The following is a 22906-nucleotide window of genomic DNA, read 5'->3' as shown; positions in this document are numbered from 1 at the left end:
CATGTTAAAAAAACAAAAAGCTCTTTTTGCTGTTAGTGGCGGTCCTGATAGTATGTTTATGTTAGATAAGCTAAAAAATAAATATTCCACTATCGTAGCTTGTGTTAATTACAACGTAAGAGAAGAATCAGATTATGATTTTAATATAGTTAAAGATTATTGTAAAAAGAATAATATTCCTTTTTATGGCTTAATTATAGATAAAAACGAAAAACATATTGGTAATTTTCAAGCTTGAGCAAGAGAAAAAAGATATAACTTTTTTAAATCTATATATGAACAACAAAATTGTTCCAAATTATTAATCGCTCATCATTTAGATGATTTTATTGAAAGTTATCATATCCAAAAACAACACAATAGAATAATTAATTATTTAGGTATTAAAAAGAAAAATATATACAAAAATATGAATATTTACAGACCTTTTTTATATAAATATACAAAACAAGAAATAGAAAATTTAGTTATAAAGAAAAATATCCCTTACGCTGTTGATGTTTCTAATCAAAATGATAAATATTTACGTAATAAGATCAGAAAAAGTACTTTTTTAGTCCAAAAAAAGTCTAAATTAGTCTTTTTAGTACATATAAAATTGATGCAAACATTACAAAATATAAAAAATATTCCATTAAATATGGATTATAGAAAATGAAAAAATAAAAATTTTTCTCAAGACACTTTTTCAAAATTGAAAAATAAAGAAAAGTTAATATATAGATTTATTACTGAAAATTTTGATCAAATTAACTTAACTAAAGGCAAATTAGAAATGCTCAAGAAGTTTATTTTGTCAAAAAACAGAACAAGCAAATATCTATTAAAAGAAAATATTTACCTTTTCAAAAATAAAGGTGAATTAGTAAAATAAATATATAATTTTATTATTTAATTACAAAAAATAGAAAGGAAACATGAAAAACGAAAATAATCAACCAGGTAGATGATATCAATCAAAAAGACTTTATTTTAGTTTGTTATTATTTATATTTCTTCTTGGTCTTTCAATATATTTTTTAGTAACTAGACTTAGCGGTAGCACACCTATTGCCTCAAGTCTATCTAAATTAGCTGAAGACATCACAAAATCTGCAGCATCTGTAAGTGATAATGTTTATATTTCTAATCTTCAAACAAATATAAATACAAATACAATATCATGAACTTTCCAAAACCAAAATTATATATCTGCAGGAAATATATCTGAATTTAGAGTTCTTTTTCCAGAACAATCAATTTTAATTGATCAAGCTATTAAATACACAGTTGATGGTACACTTGCTTCTGGTGTAGTTAGTGGAACAGCAATAGAAACTCAAAGCGTTTGAACTAGATTATTCTTCGCGTTTGGGCCATTAGTGCTTATTTTATTACTCTTATTCTGATTCCAAAGAGCTCAATATAAATCAATGAGCGGAGGTGGCGGAATTTTAGGTGATAAAAGCCCAGCTCAAAAAATAATATCAAACAAAAAATTTTCTGATATAGCCGGAAACGTAGAAGCTATTGAAGAAATTAAAGAAATAGTAGATTATTTAAAAAATCCTAAAAAATATCAAGATTCTGGTGCAAGAATGCCTCATGGTATTTTATTAGGTGGTCCTCCAGGAACCGGAAAAACTTTATTAGCTAAAGCGACTGCGGGTGAAGCTAATGTTCCTTTCTACTTTATTTCAGCCTCAAGTTTTGTTGAAATGTATGTAGGTCTAGGTGCTAAAAGAGTTAGACAAGTTGTAGCCGAAGCTAGAAAAAATGCCCCAGCTATTATTTTTATCGATGAGTTAGATGCCATAGGAAGAACTAGAGGTAGTGGTATAGGTGGTGGTCACGATGAACGTGAACAAACACTTAACCAACTTTTAGTGGAAATGGATGGAATTCAAGGTAATAATGGATTATTATTCTTTGCCGCAACCAATAGAACTGATGTTTTAGATCCTGCTTTAGTTAGACCAGGTAGATTCGATAGAACTATAACAGTTGCCTTACCTAACGTTAAAGAACGTGAAGCAATTTTAAAATTACATGCAAAAGGAAAAAGATTCGAAAAAAATGTAGATTTTAAAAATATAGCTAAAAGAACACCAGGTTATTCAGGGGCACAATTAGAAAATGTTATTAATGAATCAACATTACTTTCAGTTAGAGAAAATAAAGATTTAATTACATTAGAAATTATTGATGAAGCTATTGACCGTGTAATGAGTGGTCCAGCTAAAAAAACAAGAACAATTACTCAAAAAGAATTGCAAATGGTTGCTTACCATGAAGCTGGTCACGCTGTTGTAGGTATTAAAATTCCAGGAGCAAGCAAAGTTCAAAAAATTACAATTATTCCTCGTGGTGATGCAGGTGGTTATAATTTAATTATTCCTGAAGAAGAAAAATACAACATGACTAAAAAAGAACTTCTTTCAACTATTGCAAGTTTTATGGGTGGTAGAGCTGCTGAAGCTATTATTTATGGTGATGATAACATTTCAACAGGTGCTGCTAACGATATAGAAAAAGCTACAAATATTGCAAGAAGAATGGTTACACAATTTGGAATGAGTGATTTAGGTCCTGTAAAATACGAAGCTGAAGAAGGAAGTCCTTTCTTAGGAAGAACCTTAGCAACAAACAAAAGTTATTCAAACCAAATAGGTCATGAAATTGATTTAGAAGTAAGAAAAATAATTAATGATGCTTTAGAATTGGCTAAGAAAACAATTTTAGAAAATAGAGAACTTTTAGAATTGATTACCAACAGACTTTTAGAAAAAGAAACAATTGTTTCTGAAGAAATTGATTACATTGCCAAAAACTTAGCTTATCCACAAGATAACTCAAAAATGATTAAAGACGAAGAAGAATTAGAAAAATCTGAAGAACTTAAATCAGAAAAAAATACAGAATCTAAAGATTCTTCTGAATTTGATTTAGACACTTTAATTAACGAAAATGAAAAATAAAATCTTTTACTTTTTATTAAAAAATATCTAAAAAAATCAATTATCTAAAAAACACCAAAAATGGTGTTTTTTCTTTTTTAATCTGAAGTTTTTTTAAAACGTCTAATAACAAAAGGTTTAAATTAGATTTTATAAAATAATCTATTTAGCTGTTTTATAGTCAAATACAGCAAAATAGTGGCGGAATCATAAATTAAATTTATAACTTTGCAAAATTATTATGAGTTTTGTTTTTTTGTAAAATTAATAATATTAATTTAATAAGAGGTTTATTATGTGAAAATTATTTAAAGAAGTCTTTAAATCATTGAGCAAAATTAAAGTTTCAGTAATAGGATTAACTTTACTGATATTTTTAACTTCTGGTGTTTTTACACTTATGTATGATGTAAGTAAGTCAATGAGCACACAATTTAAAAAATACACTCAAAGATCAAAATTACAAGACTTTACAATTGATTTAAATTTACCGACAAACGGTAATGCTTATAATGGTGGTTTCTATATAAATAATTTAGATCAAAATATTGAGAATGTATCACAAAACTACAATAAACCGATTTTATATTTTGATCCCAAAGATTATATATACGAAACTAAAATACTGAATTTAAATAATGAACCAGATAAAGATTTTATTAAACTTTCTCGTTTAAATGTAGATGATATAAATTTAAAAGATAAATACATTTTAAAATCTGAACTTTTAAAATTTTACTCAATTAACCCTAGCGGTACTAACAAATCTATTGCGCTAAGATTTGTTTTAGATGACATTAATAATCCTTATATGATTACAAGTGACAATGTTAAATTCAGTTTATACGAGAAAAACAATAATAATGAATTTAAAAAAATATACTATAGAGATTCATTTAACAAAGACGCTTTAATTACATTTGATGATTCATATAAGCTAAATGAATTAATGAATTTAAGTTTTCTTGATAATAAAACTTTCGCTGATCAAATTTCATCAGTTTATATTAATTTAAAAACTAAAGAAGCAACTTTTGATATTTCAAAAGGTAAGGTTTGATTAACTGAAGGTTATGGTTATCTATTAGATTTAAACGAATTTGCAGCCGCTTTAAATTTTGATAAAACAAATAATAGTAATGAATATTTAATTAATTTAGAAAAAATTAAGCAATCAAAAATAATAGATTTAGATGAATCAAATCCACTAAAATCAACTATCAAAAAAAGCATAAATTTAAGTTTAATACATGATCAAGATATTATTTATGATTCTCAAGGTTTTTATGAAATAAGTGGTGATGATACAATTATAAAAATACCTAAATCTTGAGTTTCTTTAAAAAGAAATGAAAAAGAGTACGAAAGATTTAACTATAAAATCACTTACGATGACAAAAACAAAGACAAGTGAACAGGATCTTACAAAATTTATATTGAAAATTTAATTAGAGAAAATGGTGAAATCCCTGCTAACATTAAAGATTTTAGTTTTTGAAGAATTAAGTCAGCGAATTATTTAACAATTTATGATGATCAAGGTCAAAAAATAAAAGAAGAATTAAAAGACAGTGTTTATTCACCTTTAATTGAGGAAGATTTAAAAACTAAGGTTAATATTTTTGCTAAAGAAAAACAAATTCCTGCATTTGATTATGATTATTATAAAATGGACGAGCCTCAAACTATTGAACAAATAAGTGGTTTATCATTATCTAACTTAGAAGACGAAGACAAAAGAAAAGAAGCTAATGATAAAATTTTGAATATTTATAATAATTCAAGACTAAAAGATGATGTTTTCAATGAAATAAAAATTAATTCTCTAAAAATATCAAAACAATTGATTATTGATCAAGTTAAAAAATTAATTGGTCCAGAAAATATAGGTTATAGAAAGAGCATAACAGTTGATTCTTTTGACCAAAACTCTTCAAAGAGAAATGTTTTTAATTTTGTTGATACTGGTAATGAAGAAAATATTGTTAATGGTGTAGAAATTAACGTTGGTAGATTATTTAATTATGATCAAGAATATACAAAAAACCCTCTTTATTTAAATTTCGAAGATTATAATAAGTTCTTTAGAACAAAGCAATTGCCTCCAAAAATCTTAGAAGAAATTATTAAAGAAGTTTCTTTTAACTTTACAACCGATTCTAAAATATTAGAACTTGATATTCGTTATGGTTTAGTTAATATTAAGGATCCTTCTGTTAATAGTGTTAATGTATTTAAAAATGCTAAAATTCTTCTTTTAAGCGACTATATAGAAGATGAAGAAAATAATTTAGATAAAATAAATATTCCGAATTCATATGGTCTTTATTTACGTAATGATAATGAAATCTATTTAGTAAAAAGCGTTGGTTCGGTAGATGATCCAAATAGCTACTGAGAAAACTTAAGAATACCTAATTTAAATAAACCTAATTATAATTCCAAAGAGATTTTTGAGCTTTTATTAAATAATAATTGAACGATAAAAATTAAATCGTTAAACACACAAGCTTGAGCAGAAGTTAATCGTGATTTTTCACACTTACACAGCTTAAAATTAGGTTTTAGAGAAATTTCAACAGATATTGTTAATGAAGCTATCAATTACAATACTTTAAATCTTTTAATGAATACTGTTGAGTCAATTTTATTAGAGAGTGACTTACACAAAAAAGGATACTTATCAAAAGAAAGTATTTCTGAAATAATGAAAGCTGGTAAAAAAGCTAGCGAAGATAACAATTTAAGCGGACTTTTAAGTTCAGGGTTAATTGATTTATCTATATTACCTTTAATTGGTTATGATGTTATTTATAACTTAACACATAGTGAAAATGGTAATTATTTACCTTTAATTATTTCTGAATTATTCTCAAATATTGAGAAAAGATATTCGACAGTTTCTTTAGATGATACAGAACAGAGAAAATGACTTAGAGATCAATTGCAAAACTTAGTTGATTTCTTAAAAGATTTTGCTGGAGTAGATATTCCAGGTTTTATAGACTTAGATTTACTAGTTAATTCAAGTAAAAATCCAAGACAATCAATAAAAGAAATTGGTAATTTGATTTTAAGTGTTGATTTTAAAACTTTTAGCGAAAAATACAAAGAGTATCAAAAACTGCCAATATTTAAAAAAGGTTCGATTGCACCTAATTTAATATTGATTTTAATTGTTGATAATATCGATCAAAATCAATTTAAAAAATCAATCAATAATATTATTGATTTATTAGACAAAAATATAATATTAAACGTTGATAACAAAAACAGCATAGTAAATTTAATTTTTAACTTACTACCTGATAATTTAAGAGAAGGTTTTAAACAAATATTTATACAACTAAATGCTTATAAAAATGAACCAGAAAAAGCTTATGACAATATTTTAAATGGTGTTAAATATTTTGTTAATTATTTAGATTTCAAAGAATTTACTAAACCTATTATTAATCAACTAGAAGAAGCTAAAATAACTAATAAATTTGATTTCAATTCTAATGATATTTTTAAAAATTTATTAATTGCATTATTTTCAAATTCTGGAAGCGATAGAACACTAAAAAATGAATTAGTAAAAATTTTAAACTTATCAGACAAAGGTTATGTTTTAAAAGTTAATGAAAATTTAAACTTTTCTCTTCCTGCACCCGATGAAGATAAATTAGATTTTTACGACTTTTTATCAATACTAAGCGCACCAAATAATCAACAAAATGAAACTGAATCTACGCAAGTAGATTCTAATACAAACGATAATACTAATAAAGCATCAGATTCATATATAGTTAACACACTTTTAAAAATCTCTAAAATCAAACAAATAATTGATAATTTAGGTTATTATGACTATGATTCGTTTAATTATGAAAATAAATTAATACTTAATAATTTTTATAAAATTAACGAAGAAAATAAAGGTACTAAAGAATTAATTGACCAAAGATATCAAGAGTTAATTAATTTATTTGATATTTTTAAATTTGACCCAAACAAAGGTCATAATTTAAATGAACACTTAAGTTTAGGTAATTTAGCAGATCTTTATTTAGATTTTGAAAACACACAAGCTAATAGTATTTGAAATCAAATTCACAAAGTGCTAAAAACTCTTGTTGTAAACAAAGATGTAAGTAGTTATAAATTAGGTGAGCAGATTTTCCCACTGCTATCAATTTTTAGTGATATTTTTGCTTTAAAAACTGAAGTAAGTTGAGAACAAAAATATAATTTTGCAATTGATTTATTAAAATTGGCTAATAACAAAAATGTAACTTCATTTTACAATGATGCTAAATTATTTGATTCAAGAACAAATAATTTACCTTTACACGAACAAACAGATTTTTATTTAACTAGATCAATCGCCGATCCTTTTATGGCTATGATTAATTTCTTCAAAAAAGACGAAAATAATCAATACACAAATAAAGAATTGAATGATTTTGTTAAAAAACACTCAATTTTCAAAGATTGAATTGAAGATAATAAAAAAACTATTTCTGATATGCTAGCATTAGCAAATCATTCTAATAAATACTATTATTTCACTGAAAATGAATTAAATAATCTTGGTTTAAATTCTGATTTTAAAGGTCTTTATTCACAAGTGGCATTTAATTTTATTAATAGTTTAAATAATAATCAAACATTCAAAGATAATGTTGAGTTATTTTCTATTGTTACAAGTAACTTAAAACCTTCTAAACAAATAAATTCATTTATTCAAATTGATTTATTGCTTAATCCTATTAGTTTAAGTTTTATGCCTGACTTAATTTTATGATTAGTTAGTGATACTAATGGAGTTAATAGTGGTGATAAAAATAAAGCGAATATAGCGAGTTTATTTGTAAATAAAACAATTAACTATGAAAATTTAATTAAGAGTGATGATAATTTATTTTATGAATGAATTAATTCATTTAGTAAATCACACGCTATTGAGTTTAGTAATAATACAGAAAATATTAAGTATCTAACAATCGATCATAATTTTCTTGAGTTTTTATCAAAGAAAGCCAGCGAAAGACCAAATGGTTATAAGTTTTTTGATATAGATTTAAACAAATTTATTATTGAGGTAATAAATAAAATTACTGATTTAAAATTCTTTGATGATTTTATTAAAATTAACTCACCAAGTTCATATGTAGCGAGAGTTAATTATGCATATTTATTTAAAAATCACAAAAAAATATATGATGGTTTAATTCCAAATGATCCTTATGAAATTGAAAAATTATTAAGAAATATTCCTCAAGAATATTTAATTGATGTAAATGGAATTAAATTTATTATTGTTGGTGAAGATATCACAGCTGATTATTTATATCCAGTCGTTGATGAAGCTAATGTTCAAGTAAATACACAAGATCAAGCAATAGTTTATGTTAATACACAAGGTTTTGATAGAGTTAGATATTCATACCAAGGTAATAATGTTAAAGAGTATTTATTACTTAAAACAGATTCGTTAAAATCTGAAACCCCAGCTGAAATTAAAAACACATTAAAAGATTATGTTTTCCAAGCTACTGGTGATAATGGAGGATTTGAAAGGGTTTTTGGGTATAATGAACTTGATTTATTAAATCCTGAAAGATCGCTTAGAATCACTGTTATAGAAGGTTTATTAAAATCTGTTATTAGTATTACTACTATACTTTTATTAATCTTAATTGTTTTAATTGCTTCGTCTATTACATTTATAGTAAAAAGATATATCAGTAATAAAAACAAAGTTTTAGGTATTTTACTAGCGCAAGGTTACTCAAGGTTGCAGATATCATTATCATTTACCGTATTCGCCTTTTTTACAGCGCTTATTGGTGGAGTTTCGGGTTATTTAGTTGGATTTGGATTACACGGACCAGCTATGACTGCCTTAAGCGATTATTGAACATTACCAATCGAAACAGTTAATTTCACTATTTTAAGTTTCTTTTTAACTGTTTTATTCCCATTCTTAGGGATGTCAATATTAATAGTTTTAATTTCACTAATATCTCTTAAACATAAGTCAATTGATTTAATGAGTGGTCAAGCAGATATTAAGATTGGTAATTTTAAAACAATTTATCAAAAACAGTTTAACAAGAAAAATGTTAAAACCAGATTTGCTGCATCATTATTTTTCAATAGTTTTTGAAAATTAGTAAGTTTTTCAGTTTCGATTATTTTAACAAGCTTTACAATAATTTTTGGACTTTCTACTTTTAATGTTTTCACTCAAAGTGTTGATAAAACATACGAAAACAGATCTTATATTTTTAAATATGATTTAGAAACTCCTACTTATGAGGGTGGAGCTATTCACAGGTATAACGCAAGTGAATTAGAAAATTCTTTATATTTCCCATTAGGAAATATTGTTGAAGCCAAACGTAATTTTTATGATTACTTTAAACCTGGTAATTCACGTGTTATTAATGCTTTTGAAGGTGCTAATGGTTACCCAGATGAATTTACATCACATATTATTAGTCAATTTAGCCCCAACGTTAAAATAGACGGGCCAATAAGTATTGATCCATGAAGCATTGCATATAATTCGATGCCTGATTCGCAAAAAGCAAGAATCAATCAAATTCGTGATAAAGTAGGTTATGAATTAACTAAAACACAAGAAGGTGTAGTTTATTCAAGTGAAGATCCAACAAAAATTGACTTTAGCAAAATACCAGAAGGATTAAACTTCTTTGCTTATGTACCAAATAAAGTCGAAATAACAAAATCTAAATTTATTTATTTCACTTATGATCACGATTTAAAACAGTGAAAAAACAATGAAATAACAACATCTAAATATAGAAATGAATACAGAAAATTCTTATTAGATGGTTACAAAAAAATGCACGATAGAGGCGACTTTAGTGAATTCTTTATTAGTTTTGGTGGTATTTACTTCAACAAAGAATTTGATGAAGTTTATACTTACATAAGTGGAGCTAACAAAAAAGATGAAATAATTAATATTTACGGTTACAAACCAGATTCAAAAATGGTTAAGTTAATTGGAAATGATAATCAAGATTGATTAAAAGAACTTAATGATATTAAATATGAACAAACAAAAGATGAATTTATACCAGTTGTTATTAATGTTGTTGCTCAAAAGAAATTTAACATTGGTGTAGGTTCTAAATTTGAATTAAAAATAACAAACAACATTGATAGATATAGAAATAAATTATTAGACAAAAATATAGAACACAAAGTTACATTTAAAGTTATTGGAATAAATCCAACTTATATTAATGTTGAATTTTTAACAGCGAAAAAATTTGCTGATGAAATTACAGGCTTAAATAAACTTAATTATAAAGATAATGAAGTGTTTAACGGAATTTTAAGTACATCAGCTGACGCTAAACAATTAGCCGGAAGTACAAGTTTATATAGTATAAGTGGATACTGACCAGCTTTAAGTAGTTTTGATGTATCTAGTTTTGATATGCAAGATAAAAGAGAAGTTTATGAAAATATTTTTGGTAAAAACGGATCAATGGTAAATTCAGGCTTTTCTTTAGAAGAAATCAAAAACTTCTTAAGCAATAACCCAAATAACACTTATGAAGATGTTTATAGCAATGGTTTAACTAATCCTGAAACTCATATTAATAAATTTGCGCAAGTGTATGATAATAAATTATTAATACCAACTGCTAATAAAATTGATTCAAGAGACATTGAAATTGGTTATACTAAAACAATTTCTCAAACTGTCGAAAAAATTGTTACGGCTATAGTTATTTTAACTTTATCAGTTACAGTTATTATTTTGGTTGTTTTATCTAATATTATTGTTGCTGAAAACGAAAAAAATATTGCTATTTTAACAATTTTAGGATATACCCAAAAAGAGAAAGTTAAGATATTCTTCTCAATATTCTTACCTTTTATATTGATAAGTATATTCTTAGCTATACCATTCACGTTATTAATAATAAATGCCTTTAGTGCCTTGCTTATTGCGATCGCAAGTATAGCATTGCCTATTTCATTAACTGCATTAAATGTCGGATTAACCTTTATTATAGTATTTTTAGTATTCGCTATAACAAGTGCTTACTCATGATGACATATCAATAAAATCAAAGCTATCGACCTATTGAAAGGTAAATAATGAAGAAAAATCAATTAGAAGAATTAGTAAAAAAGAGTAGTGACGATAAAGTTGCAAACAAAAACAATTTTAAAATTATAACTTCAAGAAATGTTTTTGACTATATTGAAAACGATGAACACTCATACGAAGCTACTTACAAAAACAGCATTGTACGTAAACTTAAAAAAGCTACTAATACTAAAAGAAAAAAAGACCAAAATTATTCTTTAAAAAATACCGAGTCAAATATAGTTGATGTTATAGATGTTTCAAAATATTATTTAAGCGGTAATAAAGTAACTAAAGTTCTTAAAAACGTTAATTTATCAATTAAAAGAGGTGAAATAATCATTATTTTTGGTAAATCAGGAAGCGGAAAAAGTATTTTATTAAATTTAATTAGCGGACTGGATAGACCAAGTAAAGGACAAGTTGTGGTTTTTGATCATAACTTGCCGTATTTAAGTGATGATCAATTAACTAAATTTAGAAGAAAATACGTTTCTTTTATCTTCCAAAGTTATAACCTTTTACAACACTTAAGCGGATATGATAATGTCGAAACAGGTAGTTATTTACAAAAAGACAAATCTAAAAAAATTGATATAAATGAACTTTTTAGAGAATACGAAATCGAAAATATTAAAGATAAATTTCCTGCCCAAATGTCCGGAGGGCAGCAACAACGTATTTCAATTTTACGTGCGCTAGCAAAAAATGCGGATATTATTTTCGCTGATGAACCAACAGGTGCTTTAGATGAAAACACCACAAAAATAGTTTTAGAAAGTTTATATAATATTAACCAAAAAAACAACACAACAATCGTTATGGTTAGCCACAACCCAGTAATTAAACCGATGGCCGATAGAATTATTTATGTTAACGAAGGAAACATCAGTAAAATTGAAGTTAACCAAAAAAGAGTTCATCCTAAATATATAGAAATTTAAATTAAAAAGACACTTTTGACTAAAAGTGTCTTTTTTAAATATTAAAACAATAAATAAATGCGAAGTTAAAATAAATTTTAACAACCTTAAAAGAGGTGTTAATCTAATTTTATTTTTTGTATTAAATTATATAATTTAATAACAGGAGTAAAAATGAGTAAAAAATATAGTGAACAAGAACAAATTAGACGCAATAAGCTGCAATTTTACGAAGATAATAAAATTGACGCTTATAAACTAGCTTATGGCTTAAATAATATTTCATACAGCGATGATATTAAAAATGAATATTCAAGTTTTTCTAAAGAAGAATTAGAAGAAAAAAATGCCAATGTTGCTATTTCCGGAAGAATTATGACTATGAGAGGTCCATTTATTTTAATACAAGATTTTCATAGTCGTATTCAAATTTACTTTAATAAAAAAGAACATCCAGAACTTGCTAAAATGGTTGAACAGTTTGACTTAGGAGACATTATTTATGCAAGCGGTGTTGTTATGAAAACACACACAAACGAAATTTGTGTTAGAGCAAATGATATAAAAATGTTAAGTAAATCACTTAAACCACTTCCAGATAAATTCCACGGATTAGTTGATGTTGAAGAAAAATATCGTCACAGATATGTTGATTTAATCATGAATGAAGACAGTAGAAATGTATTTTGAACAAGGGTTAAAATCATTTCACAAATCAGAAGATATTTTGATGATTTAGGATATTTTGAGGCAGAAACTCCTTTCTTACATGATTATTTATCAGGTGCTAGTGCCAGACCTTTTAAAACACATCATAATGCACTAGACCAAGAATTTGTTTTAAGAATAGCTACTGAAATACCGCTTAAAAAATTATTAGTTGGTGGTATTGATAGAGTTTATGAAATAGGAAGAATTTTTAGAAATGAAGGGATTGACACAACACATAACCCTGAATTTACCTCTATCGAATTTTATGAAGCTTATTCAAATTTAGAAGGTATGATGAATCGTACCGAAGAGTTATTTAAACGTTTAGCTAAAAACTTAAATAAAGAAACAGTTATAAATAACGGGGTTGAAATCAATTTAACACAACCTTTTAAACGTTTAGATATGGTAGACTCAGTAAGTGAAGCTACAGGAGTTAACTTTAGAGAGATTTCTTTAGAAGAAGCTATTGAAGTTGCTAAAAAACACCATGTTAAAGTAGAAAAATACTTTACATTAGGTCATATTGTCAATGAATTATTTGAAGAATTAATTGAACACACACTAATTCAACCAACATTTGTATACGGGCACCCAATTGAAATTTCACCATTGGCAGCAAAAGGTTCAGATCCTAGATTTGTTGAGCGTGCCGAATTATTTATTAACACTAAAGAATACGCTAATATGTATACTGAGCTTAACGATCCTATTGATCAGTTAGAGCGTTTTGAAAAACAATTGGAAGAAAAAAATGCTGGTAATGACGAAGCTAGTGACATTGATTATGATTTTGTGGAAGCGCTTGAATATGGTATGCCTCCTGCGGGTGGATGTGGAATTGGTATTGATAGATTAACAATGTTATTAACTGAAAAAAGTTCTATTAGAGATGTTTTATTGTTCCCAACAATGAAACGTAAAAAATAACTATGAATCTAAAAAATAAAGTTATAGCTTCAGATTTAGATGGAACATTGTTAACTCAACAAAATTTAATTCATCCTTTCACACAAAAAATGCTTAAAAAAGCAAAAGAAGAATTTAATACAACAAATGTTATAGCGACCGGAAGAGGTTTACAAAAAGTTTTACCTTTAATTAAAGAAGGAATTTTTGATGACTTTGATTATGTTATTTGTTCTAATGGTGCATTAATATATGACATTAAAAACAAAAAAGAAACATTACTAGGGACAGTTAATCCAAAAGTTTTTGAGTTAATGAAAGATTTAGCTTTAAAACATGATTTAGTTTTAACTGTTGATACAGCAAAATATAACGGTACTTTTTTACCTCACAAATCAAATGGTGAGTTACCTGATTGATTAACAGCTTCAAAAGTTATGGATATGAACATTTTGAATAAATATACTTTAGAAGAAATTGAAAAAATTGTTTACACACCAGGTGTGAAAATAACACAAATTGCACTAAGAAATCCTATTGATATCGCCGCTAAAATCACTGATATAGTAAGAGAGAACATAAAAGATACGCACTCAGTATTTTTAACAAATGGGGTTTATACAGATATAAATCCTAAGGGTGCAACAAAATTTAATGGATTAGAATATTTATTAAAATCGCTCAACAAAACTAAAGATGATTTAATAGCTTTTGGTGATAGCGGTAATGATGTACACATGATTGAAGAAGCTTTAAGAGGTTATGCAATGGGTAATTCAACCCAAGAGGCAAAAGATGTAGCTGATGAAATAATTGGCGATCATAACACAGACGCAATCGGTAAAACATTAGAAAAGTTAATGACAAACTCAAATGATTAATAATTTTGTAATAATCTTTTTTGCTTGTTTGTTAATTTTTGAAATATTCATTTTTTATATTAATGTAAAGTGAATATTAAAATTTCAAAAAGGTATAATTCGTAATTTTGAGTTATTCTCAATTAAATTAACAACAAAAATGTCTCGAATAATTTATAAATACTTCATTAAACATTTTATTTTTTTATTTTCTATTAACCTAGTTTTTGGGATAACTTCATTTATTTTATCGTTATTTTCTAACTCAAAAGAGATGATAATAACATCGAGTGTAAGTTTAGGTATTGGTTTAATTTTATATGGTTATTTAGTATATGCTTTTATAACAACTTTAAACCAAAATACCTTGAAAACAGGCATAAAAGTGGATTATTTAAATATTTTAAGCCACTATGAAGCGATTAACATAAATACTCTTTTTAAAATATCAAACTCTAAAATAGAAAATTATTTAACTTTAGATGTTGTAGATTTGTTAAAGTATTTTAAACAACATGTAGCATACATGAATAATAATCCTAATATTTCAAGACAAATAATTGAAAAATTATTTGTAAAAACTTTAATTTTTAGCGGTGGTATTTATAGTATTATGGATTTATCAGGTGAGAGCATAAGTGTTAATGAACCTTTTTTCTTTTTTGTTAGTGTCTTATATAGAATGATCGATAGTACACAAAAAAGCGAATTTAACACTGTATTAGGAGGATTCAATGAATCAAGACAATAAATTTTATGATTTAAAAGTAGTTTCAAACACAGATGAGTGAATGAAATTTCAAAAACAAGCCTTAGACGATTTAAAGGCAAACGCCACAGATAAAAAATGAGATCAAAAAGATATTTTAAATCATGCTGCGGATTTATTTGTTAGATCTAAAGTAGCCGAAAATTTTAAAAAGTTTTCTAGTGATTTTAGTAGATGTTACTTTAGTCCGCTTGTTACAGATGTAAAAGTAAATCTTGAGGAATGTAGTGCTTTATTAAAATTTCATTATATTGATGATTTAGATAGATTTAATGTCGATGTAAAATTAGACATTCCATTTAGAGATGATTTAGAAGATGATCCGAACGTGAAACCTTTTATTGAATCTTTTATGAGTGAATATAATTTTAAAATTGATTCTACAGATCCAATTATTGATGGTGATATAGTAACTTTAAATGTTTTTGACGAAAATAAAAAGGTTGAAAAAACACTAAATATTGAAATGAATCCTCAATCTGATCTTTATGAAGTTGTTAAAGGTATGAAAGCTGGCGATTTTAAAATAGTTGATCAAAAACACTACACAATTCAAAAAGTAAAAACAACTAAATTAATGCCTATTAATGATGAAACTGTTAAATATATAAACATCGATAGCATTAAAAATGTTGAAGATGCTAAAAAATATATTATTAAAGTGGTCACAGAACAATTATTTTTTAGGGAATTAGCAGAATACAAAAATTTAATAATTAAATATTTTGTCAAAAATATGGAATTACCCAGCGTTCCTGAAGAGTTAATGTTAGGTGAATACGAAGCTTTAAAAGAACAAATTAGACAATATTTTAAAAATATTGGAGCACCTGTTGAAGAAGAAGCTGTCCAAAAAATTTATTTAGAAGAATTACCAAAAATAAAAGCTCAAAGAGAACAAAGTTTTAAAGAATTATTCTTAAATATTTTTATTCCGCGGAAATTGAAAATTGAGGTTACAAATCCAGAGATTGAAGCCGAATATAGAATGCTTTTAAGTTTTATACCTTTAAATGAAAGAAATCAAGCTAATATTTCACTTGGTAAAATAGTTGAAGTTTTAACTAATCGTAAAGTTGCTTTATATTATCTTAAAAAATCCAAACCAGAAATTTTTAATAAATACTTTAAAGATTAACCAAAAAAACACAGCACTAAGCTGTGTTTTTAAATTTTACTTAAAAGGTCTTTGAGTGTTATCACTGATAAATTATCCTCTCAAATGTTACCTTCTTCGTCATTAAGTACTTCTTCAGGGCTTACAAAATATTTAAATTGATTAATAAAGTTAATAAAATCAGATTTGGTAAATAATTGTAAGTGTTGATTAACCATAAATAAAACAAAAAGTATTCCTATTCTTCCATTTTTAAAAGACAAGTTAGTATTTTGAGATTTAATTAATGCTTTTGAGATATTGATAATTACTTGGTCATATTCTTTTAGAGAAAATTTTAATTTTAAGTATAAGAGAATTAATACTAAACCAGCACTACCGTTGTATAAGCTATTTTCGTATTTATCATTATTATCTTTTAAAAAATATTGACCTTGGTAAATTACTCTATTATTTTGTAATATTTTTTTAATTTCTTCATTTATATCACTTATTGAAGAGGTTTTGTCAAAAACGATGCTGAATAACTTATTTAAGTTATTTCCAAATATTAAATTAACTTGATTTTTATTAATAATTAATTTATCAATATTTGTTGGTTTGTCGTTAGATACTATTATTTTAGGCCCAAATAATGTCTTTTTCTTTGTTAAACAAAGATATAAATTATATAAAGAATAATCATTTTTATCTTCATTTATTTTTGATAAAAAAGACTGTAAAACAGGTAAATAATTAATTTTTGGTGTTGGTTCTTTGGTTGGTGATTTAGTTAAATATTTGTTTATTTTTTGTCTTAATTGATAATAACTATTTTTCTGAACAGTTGTTAAATCGTTTGCCACTTCATAGTAACCATAATTTAAATCATTATCAAGAATATAATTTTTAAATTGTTCTAAAACTAAATAAATATTTTTGTTGTAGTCCAAGGTTTTAGAAATACCAGAAATTAAATCAATTATTAATAAACCAAATTTAACTTTTTCTTGATCATCGTGAAATCAGATTTTATCTTTTTTGTTGTTAATTGTTAAAAATGTTGAATTAGGTTTTGTTTTAAGTGGATTTTTTTCAAAATAAATGTATTCTGGCATTGTTGAAGTGTAACAAGTTTCTAATTTAGTAAAATAAATAATGTTGTTTTTATCATTGAATAAAAAGTTATCTATACTATGGTCATTTAATGAAAAATTGGTGTTGTTATAATCGTAAAAATCGATTAACTTCATCACAATTTGATAAAGTTTTTGCTGATCTATATTTCCTGATTCATCATAAATATAGTCCTTTAAGTTATAACCACTCATTTTTTGTCAAACTGTATAATAATCATCATCTCATCAAAAATTATCAATAAATTGTGGATAGTGTTCTTTTTTTCTGTTTTGAGTGTAATTATTCATCCCTCTTAAGAGTGAATCACTAGCTAGATAACCTGTGTAGTCGTAAGTGAATTTTTTAGCTTTTTTTAAAATGTATGTTACATCATCTTTTTTAGCTTCGTAAACACAAGTGCTGATATTTTCTGAAATAACTTTTGTAATTTCGTATTCATTATTTATTTTATCTTTGTAAATTATCCGTGGATTTTTAGGAAAAAGATCAAAACTTTTACCTAGATTAGCATATTCATAAAAAATCACTTGCGAATCTTGATAATCATGAACATCATCTATTTTTATACCTTCATAGCCTTGTAAAATTTTGTATAAATCTGACAACACATTAATTGTATTTTGCTGCTCGTTAGTGTAAATTGTTATTAATTCTCCATTTCTTTTTTTAGGAGAATCATCAGTTATTGTTTTTTTAAAAATATCCGGATTTTTAAAAAAACTAAAATCATACTCTTTGTTTTTGATGTAGTCAAACACTCTTTTAATAATATATGGGGCATTATCTAAATTTGCACTAATATAAATTTTTCATTTGTTGCCGATCTCTTTATTTTTTGATTTAAGGTAATAAATTCTGTTTTGGTCTTCAAACATATTCTTGTCTGAAAGTTGATTTTTATCGATTGTTTGTGTGTACATATTTCCTCTTTATAGTTAAAATTATAGTAAATTGCGGGAATTTTATCATTATTTAAAAATAATCTTTATAATTACAATATGAAAATTTTTAAATGTGAAAATACATCTCCTTATGTAACTTTAAGTATTGAAGAATGTTTAGTTAGCGACCCTGATATGAAGGGTGATATTTTATATATTTATCAACATAATAACGCTGTTATCATCGGTAAAAACCAAAACGCTTACGAAGAAATTAAAAAAGATTATATTGACCAAAACAACATTGAATTAGCCAGAAGAGTAAGTGGTGGTGGGGCAGTTTACCATGATTTAGGTAATGTTAATTTTAGTTTTATAACTGATTACAATAAAAAAAGTGGATATAAAAGATTTTTAAACCCAATTATCGAATTTTTAAACTCACTTGGGTTAAAAGCGGAATTTCATGGTAGAAATGACCTTTTATGTAACGGAGCTAAAATAAGTGGTAACGCACAATTTATTTATAAAAACAGAATTGTCAGTCACGGAACATTGCTTTTTGATGTTGATTTAACTAAATTGTCAAATGCATTAAATCCTTCTAAATTGAAGTTCCAAAGCAAAAATATCCAATCAGTAAGACAAAGAGTTACTAATATAGCTAAAGAATTAGACTATTCTATGGATGTTAATGAATTTATAGATAAATTAATTAAATTTTTTGTTGAAAATAATAAAGCAACATATGAAGAGTTACCTTTAGATAAGTACCAATCAAAATTAAAAGAGCTTATTGAACTAAGAAAAAGTAATGAATGAATATATAATAAAAAAGCCGATTTTTCAGCTCAAAGTACAGCTAAATTTAATGGCGGAATTTTAAGCGTAAAGATAAATGTTGAGCATAACATAATTGATAATATAGTTTTTGAAGGTGATTTTTTAAGTAAAAAAGACGTTAGTGATGTTGAAAAGGCGCTTATTGGTTGCGAGTATAATAAAGAAGAATTTACAAAAATACTTGAAAGATTCGAACTAGAAGAATATTTTGGTGGAATTGAAAAAAGAGAAATATTAGAATTGGTTTTTGGTTAATGAATCAATTGAAAATTGGTGATTTCGAAATAAATTATATTTACGAAGATCAATTTGATAACAGACCACTAGTTTTATTTCTTCATGGTTTTGATGATTCATTAAGAACTTTTACAAGATTATTTAACGCTAAAGAATATAGAAGTGCGGCGATAGATTTTCCAGGTTGTTCTAAAAGTATTTCACATAAATCTGACATAAAAATTGAAGATTTTCAACATGTTGCATTATCATTTGTAGACACTGTTCTTAAGGATGAAAAGCAAATTTATCTTGTTAGTCATTCTTTAGGAAGTGCTAGCGCGTTATATTGTCTAAAAAATTCACTTAAAGTTAAACATGCTATTTTGCTTTCGCCATTTAATTTTTTATTAGTCGATTCATTTTTAAATTACGAAAATTTAAAAAAATGACTACTGCCAAATAATTTAGAAGAAGCTAAAGAATCTTATATTAACCTTTTTTACAAAATACCACAAGCGAGTCAAAATAATTTAGAAAAAATAGCGTCTAATATTTTGAACAGACAACCTTTAAGACGTAAATACTTTGCAAAAATGGTAAATGAAGAAATTTTAAATGAGTTTTATCTTCATTCATATATAAGAGAATTTTTTAACCAAAACAGATATACCATAATTACAGGTTTAAACGACAATTACGTAACTTTAGATTCTTTAGAAAATATACAACAAAATTACTTTGATATACCTATTGTTTGCATTCCTAATGCAGGTCACGCATTAGTTTATGAAGCTGAAGATATTGTTAAAAATTCAATTATTAAAATAATAAATGATACCAATAAGGATGTTTATGAAAAAATATAAAAATCATAAAATAATAGAAGAGAGATTTATTGAAGTTACTCATCCTCATAAAATTTATGTTGAAGTTAGCGGTAACCCTAATGGAATACCTGTTATCTTTGTGCATGGTGGTCCAGGTGCTGGTTCTAGCGAAGCATCAAGAAGTTTTTTTGACCCAGAGTACTATAAAATAATAAGATTTGATCAAAGAGGTTGTGGTAAAAGCACCCCTTATGCTGAATTATGAGAAAACAACACTTGAGAGTTAGTTGAAGATATTGAAACAATTAGAAAAACATTCAACTTAGGAAAAGTTATTTTATTTGGGGGTAGTTGAGGTTCAACATTAAGTTTAGTTTATGCGATAACTTACCCAGAAAACGTTTCTAAATTAGTATTAAGAGGTATTTTCTTATGCCGTCCTAAAGATATAAATTATCTATATGAAGGTCCTGTTGGTGAAATTTACCCAGAACTTTATGATAAATACTCTGATTATATCGATCCTATTAAAGGTTCTTCAAATATCGAAAAATATTATAAAGCACTTGTTAATGGTTCAAATAAAGACAGAATCGCGGCTGCAAGACACTTTACTTCAATTGAAAAAGCAGCTTCATACATGAGAACCAGACTTACAAAAGAAAGTAATAAAGATATTTACCAAATGGCCTTATTAGAAGCTTATTATTTCTATCACAATTGTTTTTTTGAAACAGATAATTGAATATTAGAAAAAATTGATGCAATTAAAGATATACCTACTTGAGTTGTGCACGGAAGATTTGATAATGTTTGTTTACCGAGCGCAGCATGAGATCTTAAGAAAATGAAGCCAAATATCGATTTACGCTTTGTTATAGCAGCTCACAGCGCCTTTGAAGTTAATATTGCTGACGAGTTAACTAATATTATGGACGAGATAAAGTTAATGAAAAAATAAAGTTGTTACCAACTTTATTTTTTAATATCTTTTCATTTATATGGAAATTCTTTAGGTGTAGATCTTAATTTTTTAAATTCAACAATATAACTTTCTTTTTCGAAATTATAATTTGGCATTGGAGTAGTTTTAATTTCTGTTTTTAGCTTAGAAATTATATCTGTAGCTTCGTTTATTTCATCTTGATAATTTTTAGATTTTATTAATCTCATAAAACCATTAACTTTAACCAAATGAAATGAGCTCATTAATAAGGCTCTAACGCTAGCTACTGTTCTTGCTGTGACAATATCAAAAATATTTTTTTGTTGAACATCTTCGCTTCTGGTGCAATAAACAAATACACGATCATTTAAGTTTAATTCATCTATTACTAAATTCAAAAAATTAACTCTTTTTTGAATTGGTTCATAAATAGTAAATTTAAAATTTTTATTAACTATAGCATAAGGAATTGAAGGAAACCCAGCTCCAGCACCTATATCTAAAATACTAGCAGATTCAAAATCTTTAGTTATTTGTGACATAAAAATAAGTGATTCTAATATACCTTCACCTCACAAACGATCATCTTTAAAACCAGTTAAATTAATAAATTTATTATGCTCGCTAACTAAATTAAAGTATTTTTCTAAAGCTTGAAAATCCCAATTGTTCTTTATGCAAAGGTTTTTGGTAAATTCTTTGTTATTCATTTAATGATTTTTTGAATTTTTTATATAAATCAGAAATACTTTGATTGTTTAATGAAGCCAAAATTACTCCTCCTAAAAAATCATCCAAGCTAACGATTTTTAATTTGTCGTATTTTTTAGCTAATTCCTGATTATCTACTGAATCAGTAATAATTACTTTGTGAACATTTGGGTTATTTTGAAATTGCTCAAATCCTTTAGTAAATAAACCGTGGCTAGCAGCAATAACAATTTTTTTAGCTCCGTTTTTATGTAATGTATCAACAGCTTTAAGAATTGTTCCACCTGTATCAATAATATCGTCTACAATAACTGCGTTTTGCTCTTTAATTTCTCCAATTAATCCCATTACTTCTGTTTGATTAACACCTGTTCTTCTTTTATCAATAATAGATATTTTTACTGTGTCTGCGATTAATTCAGCTAATTTTCTAGCTCTGACAGTTCCACCATGATCTGGTGAAACAACTGTAAAAGGCATATTTAATTCTTTTATAGCTTTAGCTAAGGTGTATTGAGCTCTTAAATCATCTACAGGGATATCAAAAAAACCTTGAATAGAAGGGTTGTGTAAATCAACACAAATTAATTTTGTAGCTCCTGCTACTTGAAGTAAATTAGCCACTAATTTAGCTCCTATAGGTTGTCTTCCGCTTGCTTTACGATCTTGTCTTGCGTATCCATAATAACTTAAACATACAGTTATTGAGTTTGCGCTGGCTCTTTTAAGTGAATCTATAAAAAGTAACAGCTCCATCAAGTTATCATTAACAGGTCTAGATGTATTTGCTATTATAAAAACATCTCTACCTCTAACTGTTTCTTGAGATGTCATCATCACTTCACCATCTGCATAAATAGTTTTTTCTACTTTAGAAAGTGGTATACCAATAAAACTTGATATTTTATTAGCCAATTCTTTTGAATTTTCTAAACCAAAAATTATTACATTCTTTTTATCCATTTCATTCCTTATTTTTAGTATTTATATTAAATATTATAAACTTATTATTT

General features: G+C 25.9%; 14 protein-coding genes. 11 read left to right on the top strand and 3 right to left on the bottom strand.

Features of this window, described 5'->3' with window-relative positions; all coding sequences use genetic code 4:
• Position 1 precedes the first annotated feature (1 nt).
• The 8 genes from tilS to V2E24_RS01505 all read left to right on the top strand — a co-directional run bounded on the left by tilS (position 2) and on the right by V2E24_RS01505 (position 16368).
• Positions 2-874 carry a tRNA lysidine(34) synthetase TilS gene (gene tilS / locus V2E24_RS01540; RefSeq protein ID WP_330500673.1) on the top strand — a complete coding sequence of 291 codons (873 nt, stop codon included), beginning with the start codon at positions 2-4 and terminating at the stop codon, positions 872-874.
• Between the two features lie 43 nt (positions 875-917).
• Positions 918-2957, top strand: coding sequence for an ATP-dependent zinc metalloprotease FtsH (ftsH, locus tag V2E24_RS01535; protein WP_330500672.1), 2040 nt, complete (start codon positions 918-920; stop codon positions 2955-2957).
• A 274-nt stretch (positions 2958-3231) separates the two neighbouring features.
• Positions 3232-11067, top strand: a complete 7836-nt coding sequence (locus V2E24_RS01530) for an FtsX-like permease family protein (protein WP_330500671.1) — start codon at positions 3232-3234, stop codon at positions 11065-11067.
• Positions 11067-12002 carry an ABC transporter ATP-binding protein gene (locus tag V2E24_RS01525; protein ID WP_330500670.1) on the top strand — a complete coding sequence of 312 codons (936 nt, stop codon included), beginning with the start codon at positions 11067-11069 and terminating at the stop codon, positions 12000-12002. The genes V2E24_RS01530 and V2E24_RS01525 overlap by 1 nt, the downstream gene beginning before the upstream one ends.
• A gap of 153 nt (positions 12003-12155) precedes the next feature.
• Positions 12156-13622, top strand: a complete 1467-nt coding sequence (gene lysS / locus V2E24_RS01520) for a lysine--tRNA ligase (RefSeq protein WP_330500669.1) — start codon at positions 12156-12158, stop codon at positions 13620-13622.
• A 2-nt stretch (positions 13623-13624) separates the two neighbouring features.
• Complete coding sequence (locus V2E24_RS01515; protein WP_330500668.1) at positions 13625-14482, top strand: HAD-IIB family hydrolase; 858 nt, start codon at positions 13625-13627, stop codon at positions 14480-14482.
• A 253-nt stretch (positions 14483-14735) separates the two neighbouring features.
• Complete coding sequence (locus tag V2E24_RS01510) at positions 14736-15212, top strand: hypothetical protein (protein WP_330500667.1); 477 nt, start codon at positions 14736-14738, stop codon at positions 15210-15212.
• Complete coding sequence (locus V2E24_RS01505; RefSeq protein ID WP_330500666.1) at positions 15196-16368, top strand: trigger factor-related chaperone; 1173 nt, start codon at positions 15196-15198, stop codon at positions 16366-16368. The genes V2E24_RS01510 and V2E24_RS01505 overlap by 17 nt, the downstream gene beginning before the upstream one ends.
• 29 nt (positions 16369-16397) lie before the next feature.
• Here the strand turns inward: V2E24_RS01505 and V2E24_RS01500 are convergent, their stop codons facing one another.
• Positions 16398-18386 carry a class III lanthionine synthetase LanKC N-terminal domain-containing protein gene (locus tag V2E24_RS01500; RefSeq protein ID WP_330500665.1) on the bottom strand — a complete coding sequence of 663 codons (1989 nt, stop codon included), beginning with the start codon at positions 18384-18386 and terminating at the stop codon, positions 16398-16400.
• Between the two features lie 78 nt (positions 18387-18464).
• Here V2E24_RS01500 and V2E24_RS01495 point away from each other — a divergent pair, with 78 nt between their 5' ends.
• From V2E24_RS01495 to pip, 3 genes are read left to right on the top strand one after another with little or no spacing between them, the layout of a single operon-like run.
• A complete protein-coding gene (locus tag V2E24_RS01495; protein ID WP_330500664.1) occupies positions 18465-19445 on the top strand; it encodes a lipoate--protein ligase in 981 nt (326 codons plus the stop codon).
• Positions 19445-20275 (top strand): alpha/beta hydrolase, encoded by an 831-nt coding sequence (locus V2E24_RS01490; protein WP_330500663.1) that lies wholly within the window; start codon positions 19445-19447, stop codon positions 20273-20275. Before V2E24_RS01495 ends, V2E24_RS01490 begins: the two co-directional genes overlap by 1 nt.
• A complete protein-coding gene (pip, locus tag V2E24_RS01485; RefSeq protein WP_330500662.1) occupies positions 20262-21197 on the top strand; it encodes a prolyl aminopeptidase in 936 nt (311 codons plus the stop codon). The genes V2E24_RS01490 and pip overlap by 14 nt, the downstream gene beginning before the upstream one ends.
• A 14-nt stretch (positions 21198-21211) precedes the next feature.
• Here the strand turns inward: pip and rsmG are convergent, their stop codons facing one another.
• Both rsmG and V2E24_RS01475 read right to left on the bottom strand, forming a co-directional pair.
• Positions 21212-21892 (bottom strand): 16S rRNA (guanine(527)-N(7))-methyltransferase RsmG, encoded by a 681-nt coding sequence (gene rsmG, locus V2E24_RS01480; protein ID WP_330500661.1) that lies wholly within the window; start codon positions 21890-21892, stop codon positions 21212-21214.
• Positions 21885-22856: a ribose-phosphate pyrophosphokinase gene (locus V2E24_RS01475; RefSeq protein ID WP_330500660.1), complete on the bottom strand. Its 972-nt coding sequence runs from the start codon at positions 22854-22856 to the stop codon at positions 21885-21887. The genes rsmG and V2E24_RS01475 overlap by 8 nt, the downstream gene beginning before the upstream one ends.
• Positions 22857-22906 lie beyond the last annotated feature (50 nt).

This window comes from Mycoplasmopsis ciconiae, from assembly GCF_036350065.1.
Classification (GTDB): Bacteria; Bacillota_I; Bacilli_A; order Mycoplasmatales; family Metamycoplasmataceae; genus Mycoplasmopsis; species Mycoplasmopsis ciconiae.
The sequence above is the reverse complement of the archived record's forward strand: the minus strand, read 5'-3'. Positions and strand labels throughout refer to the sequence as shown.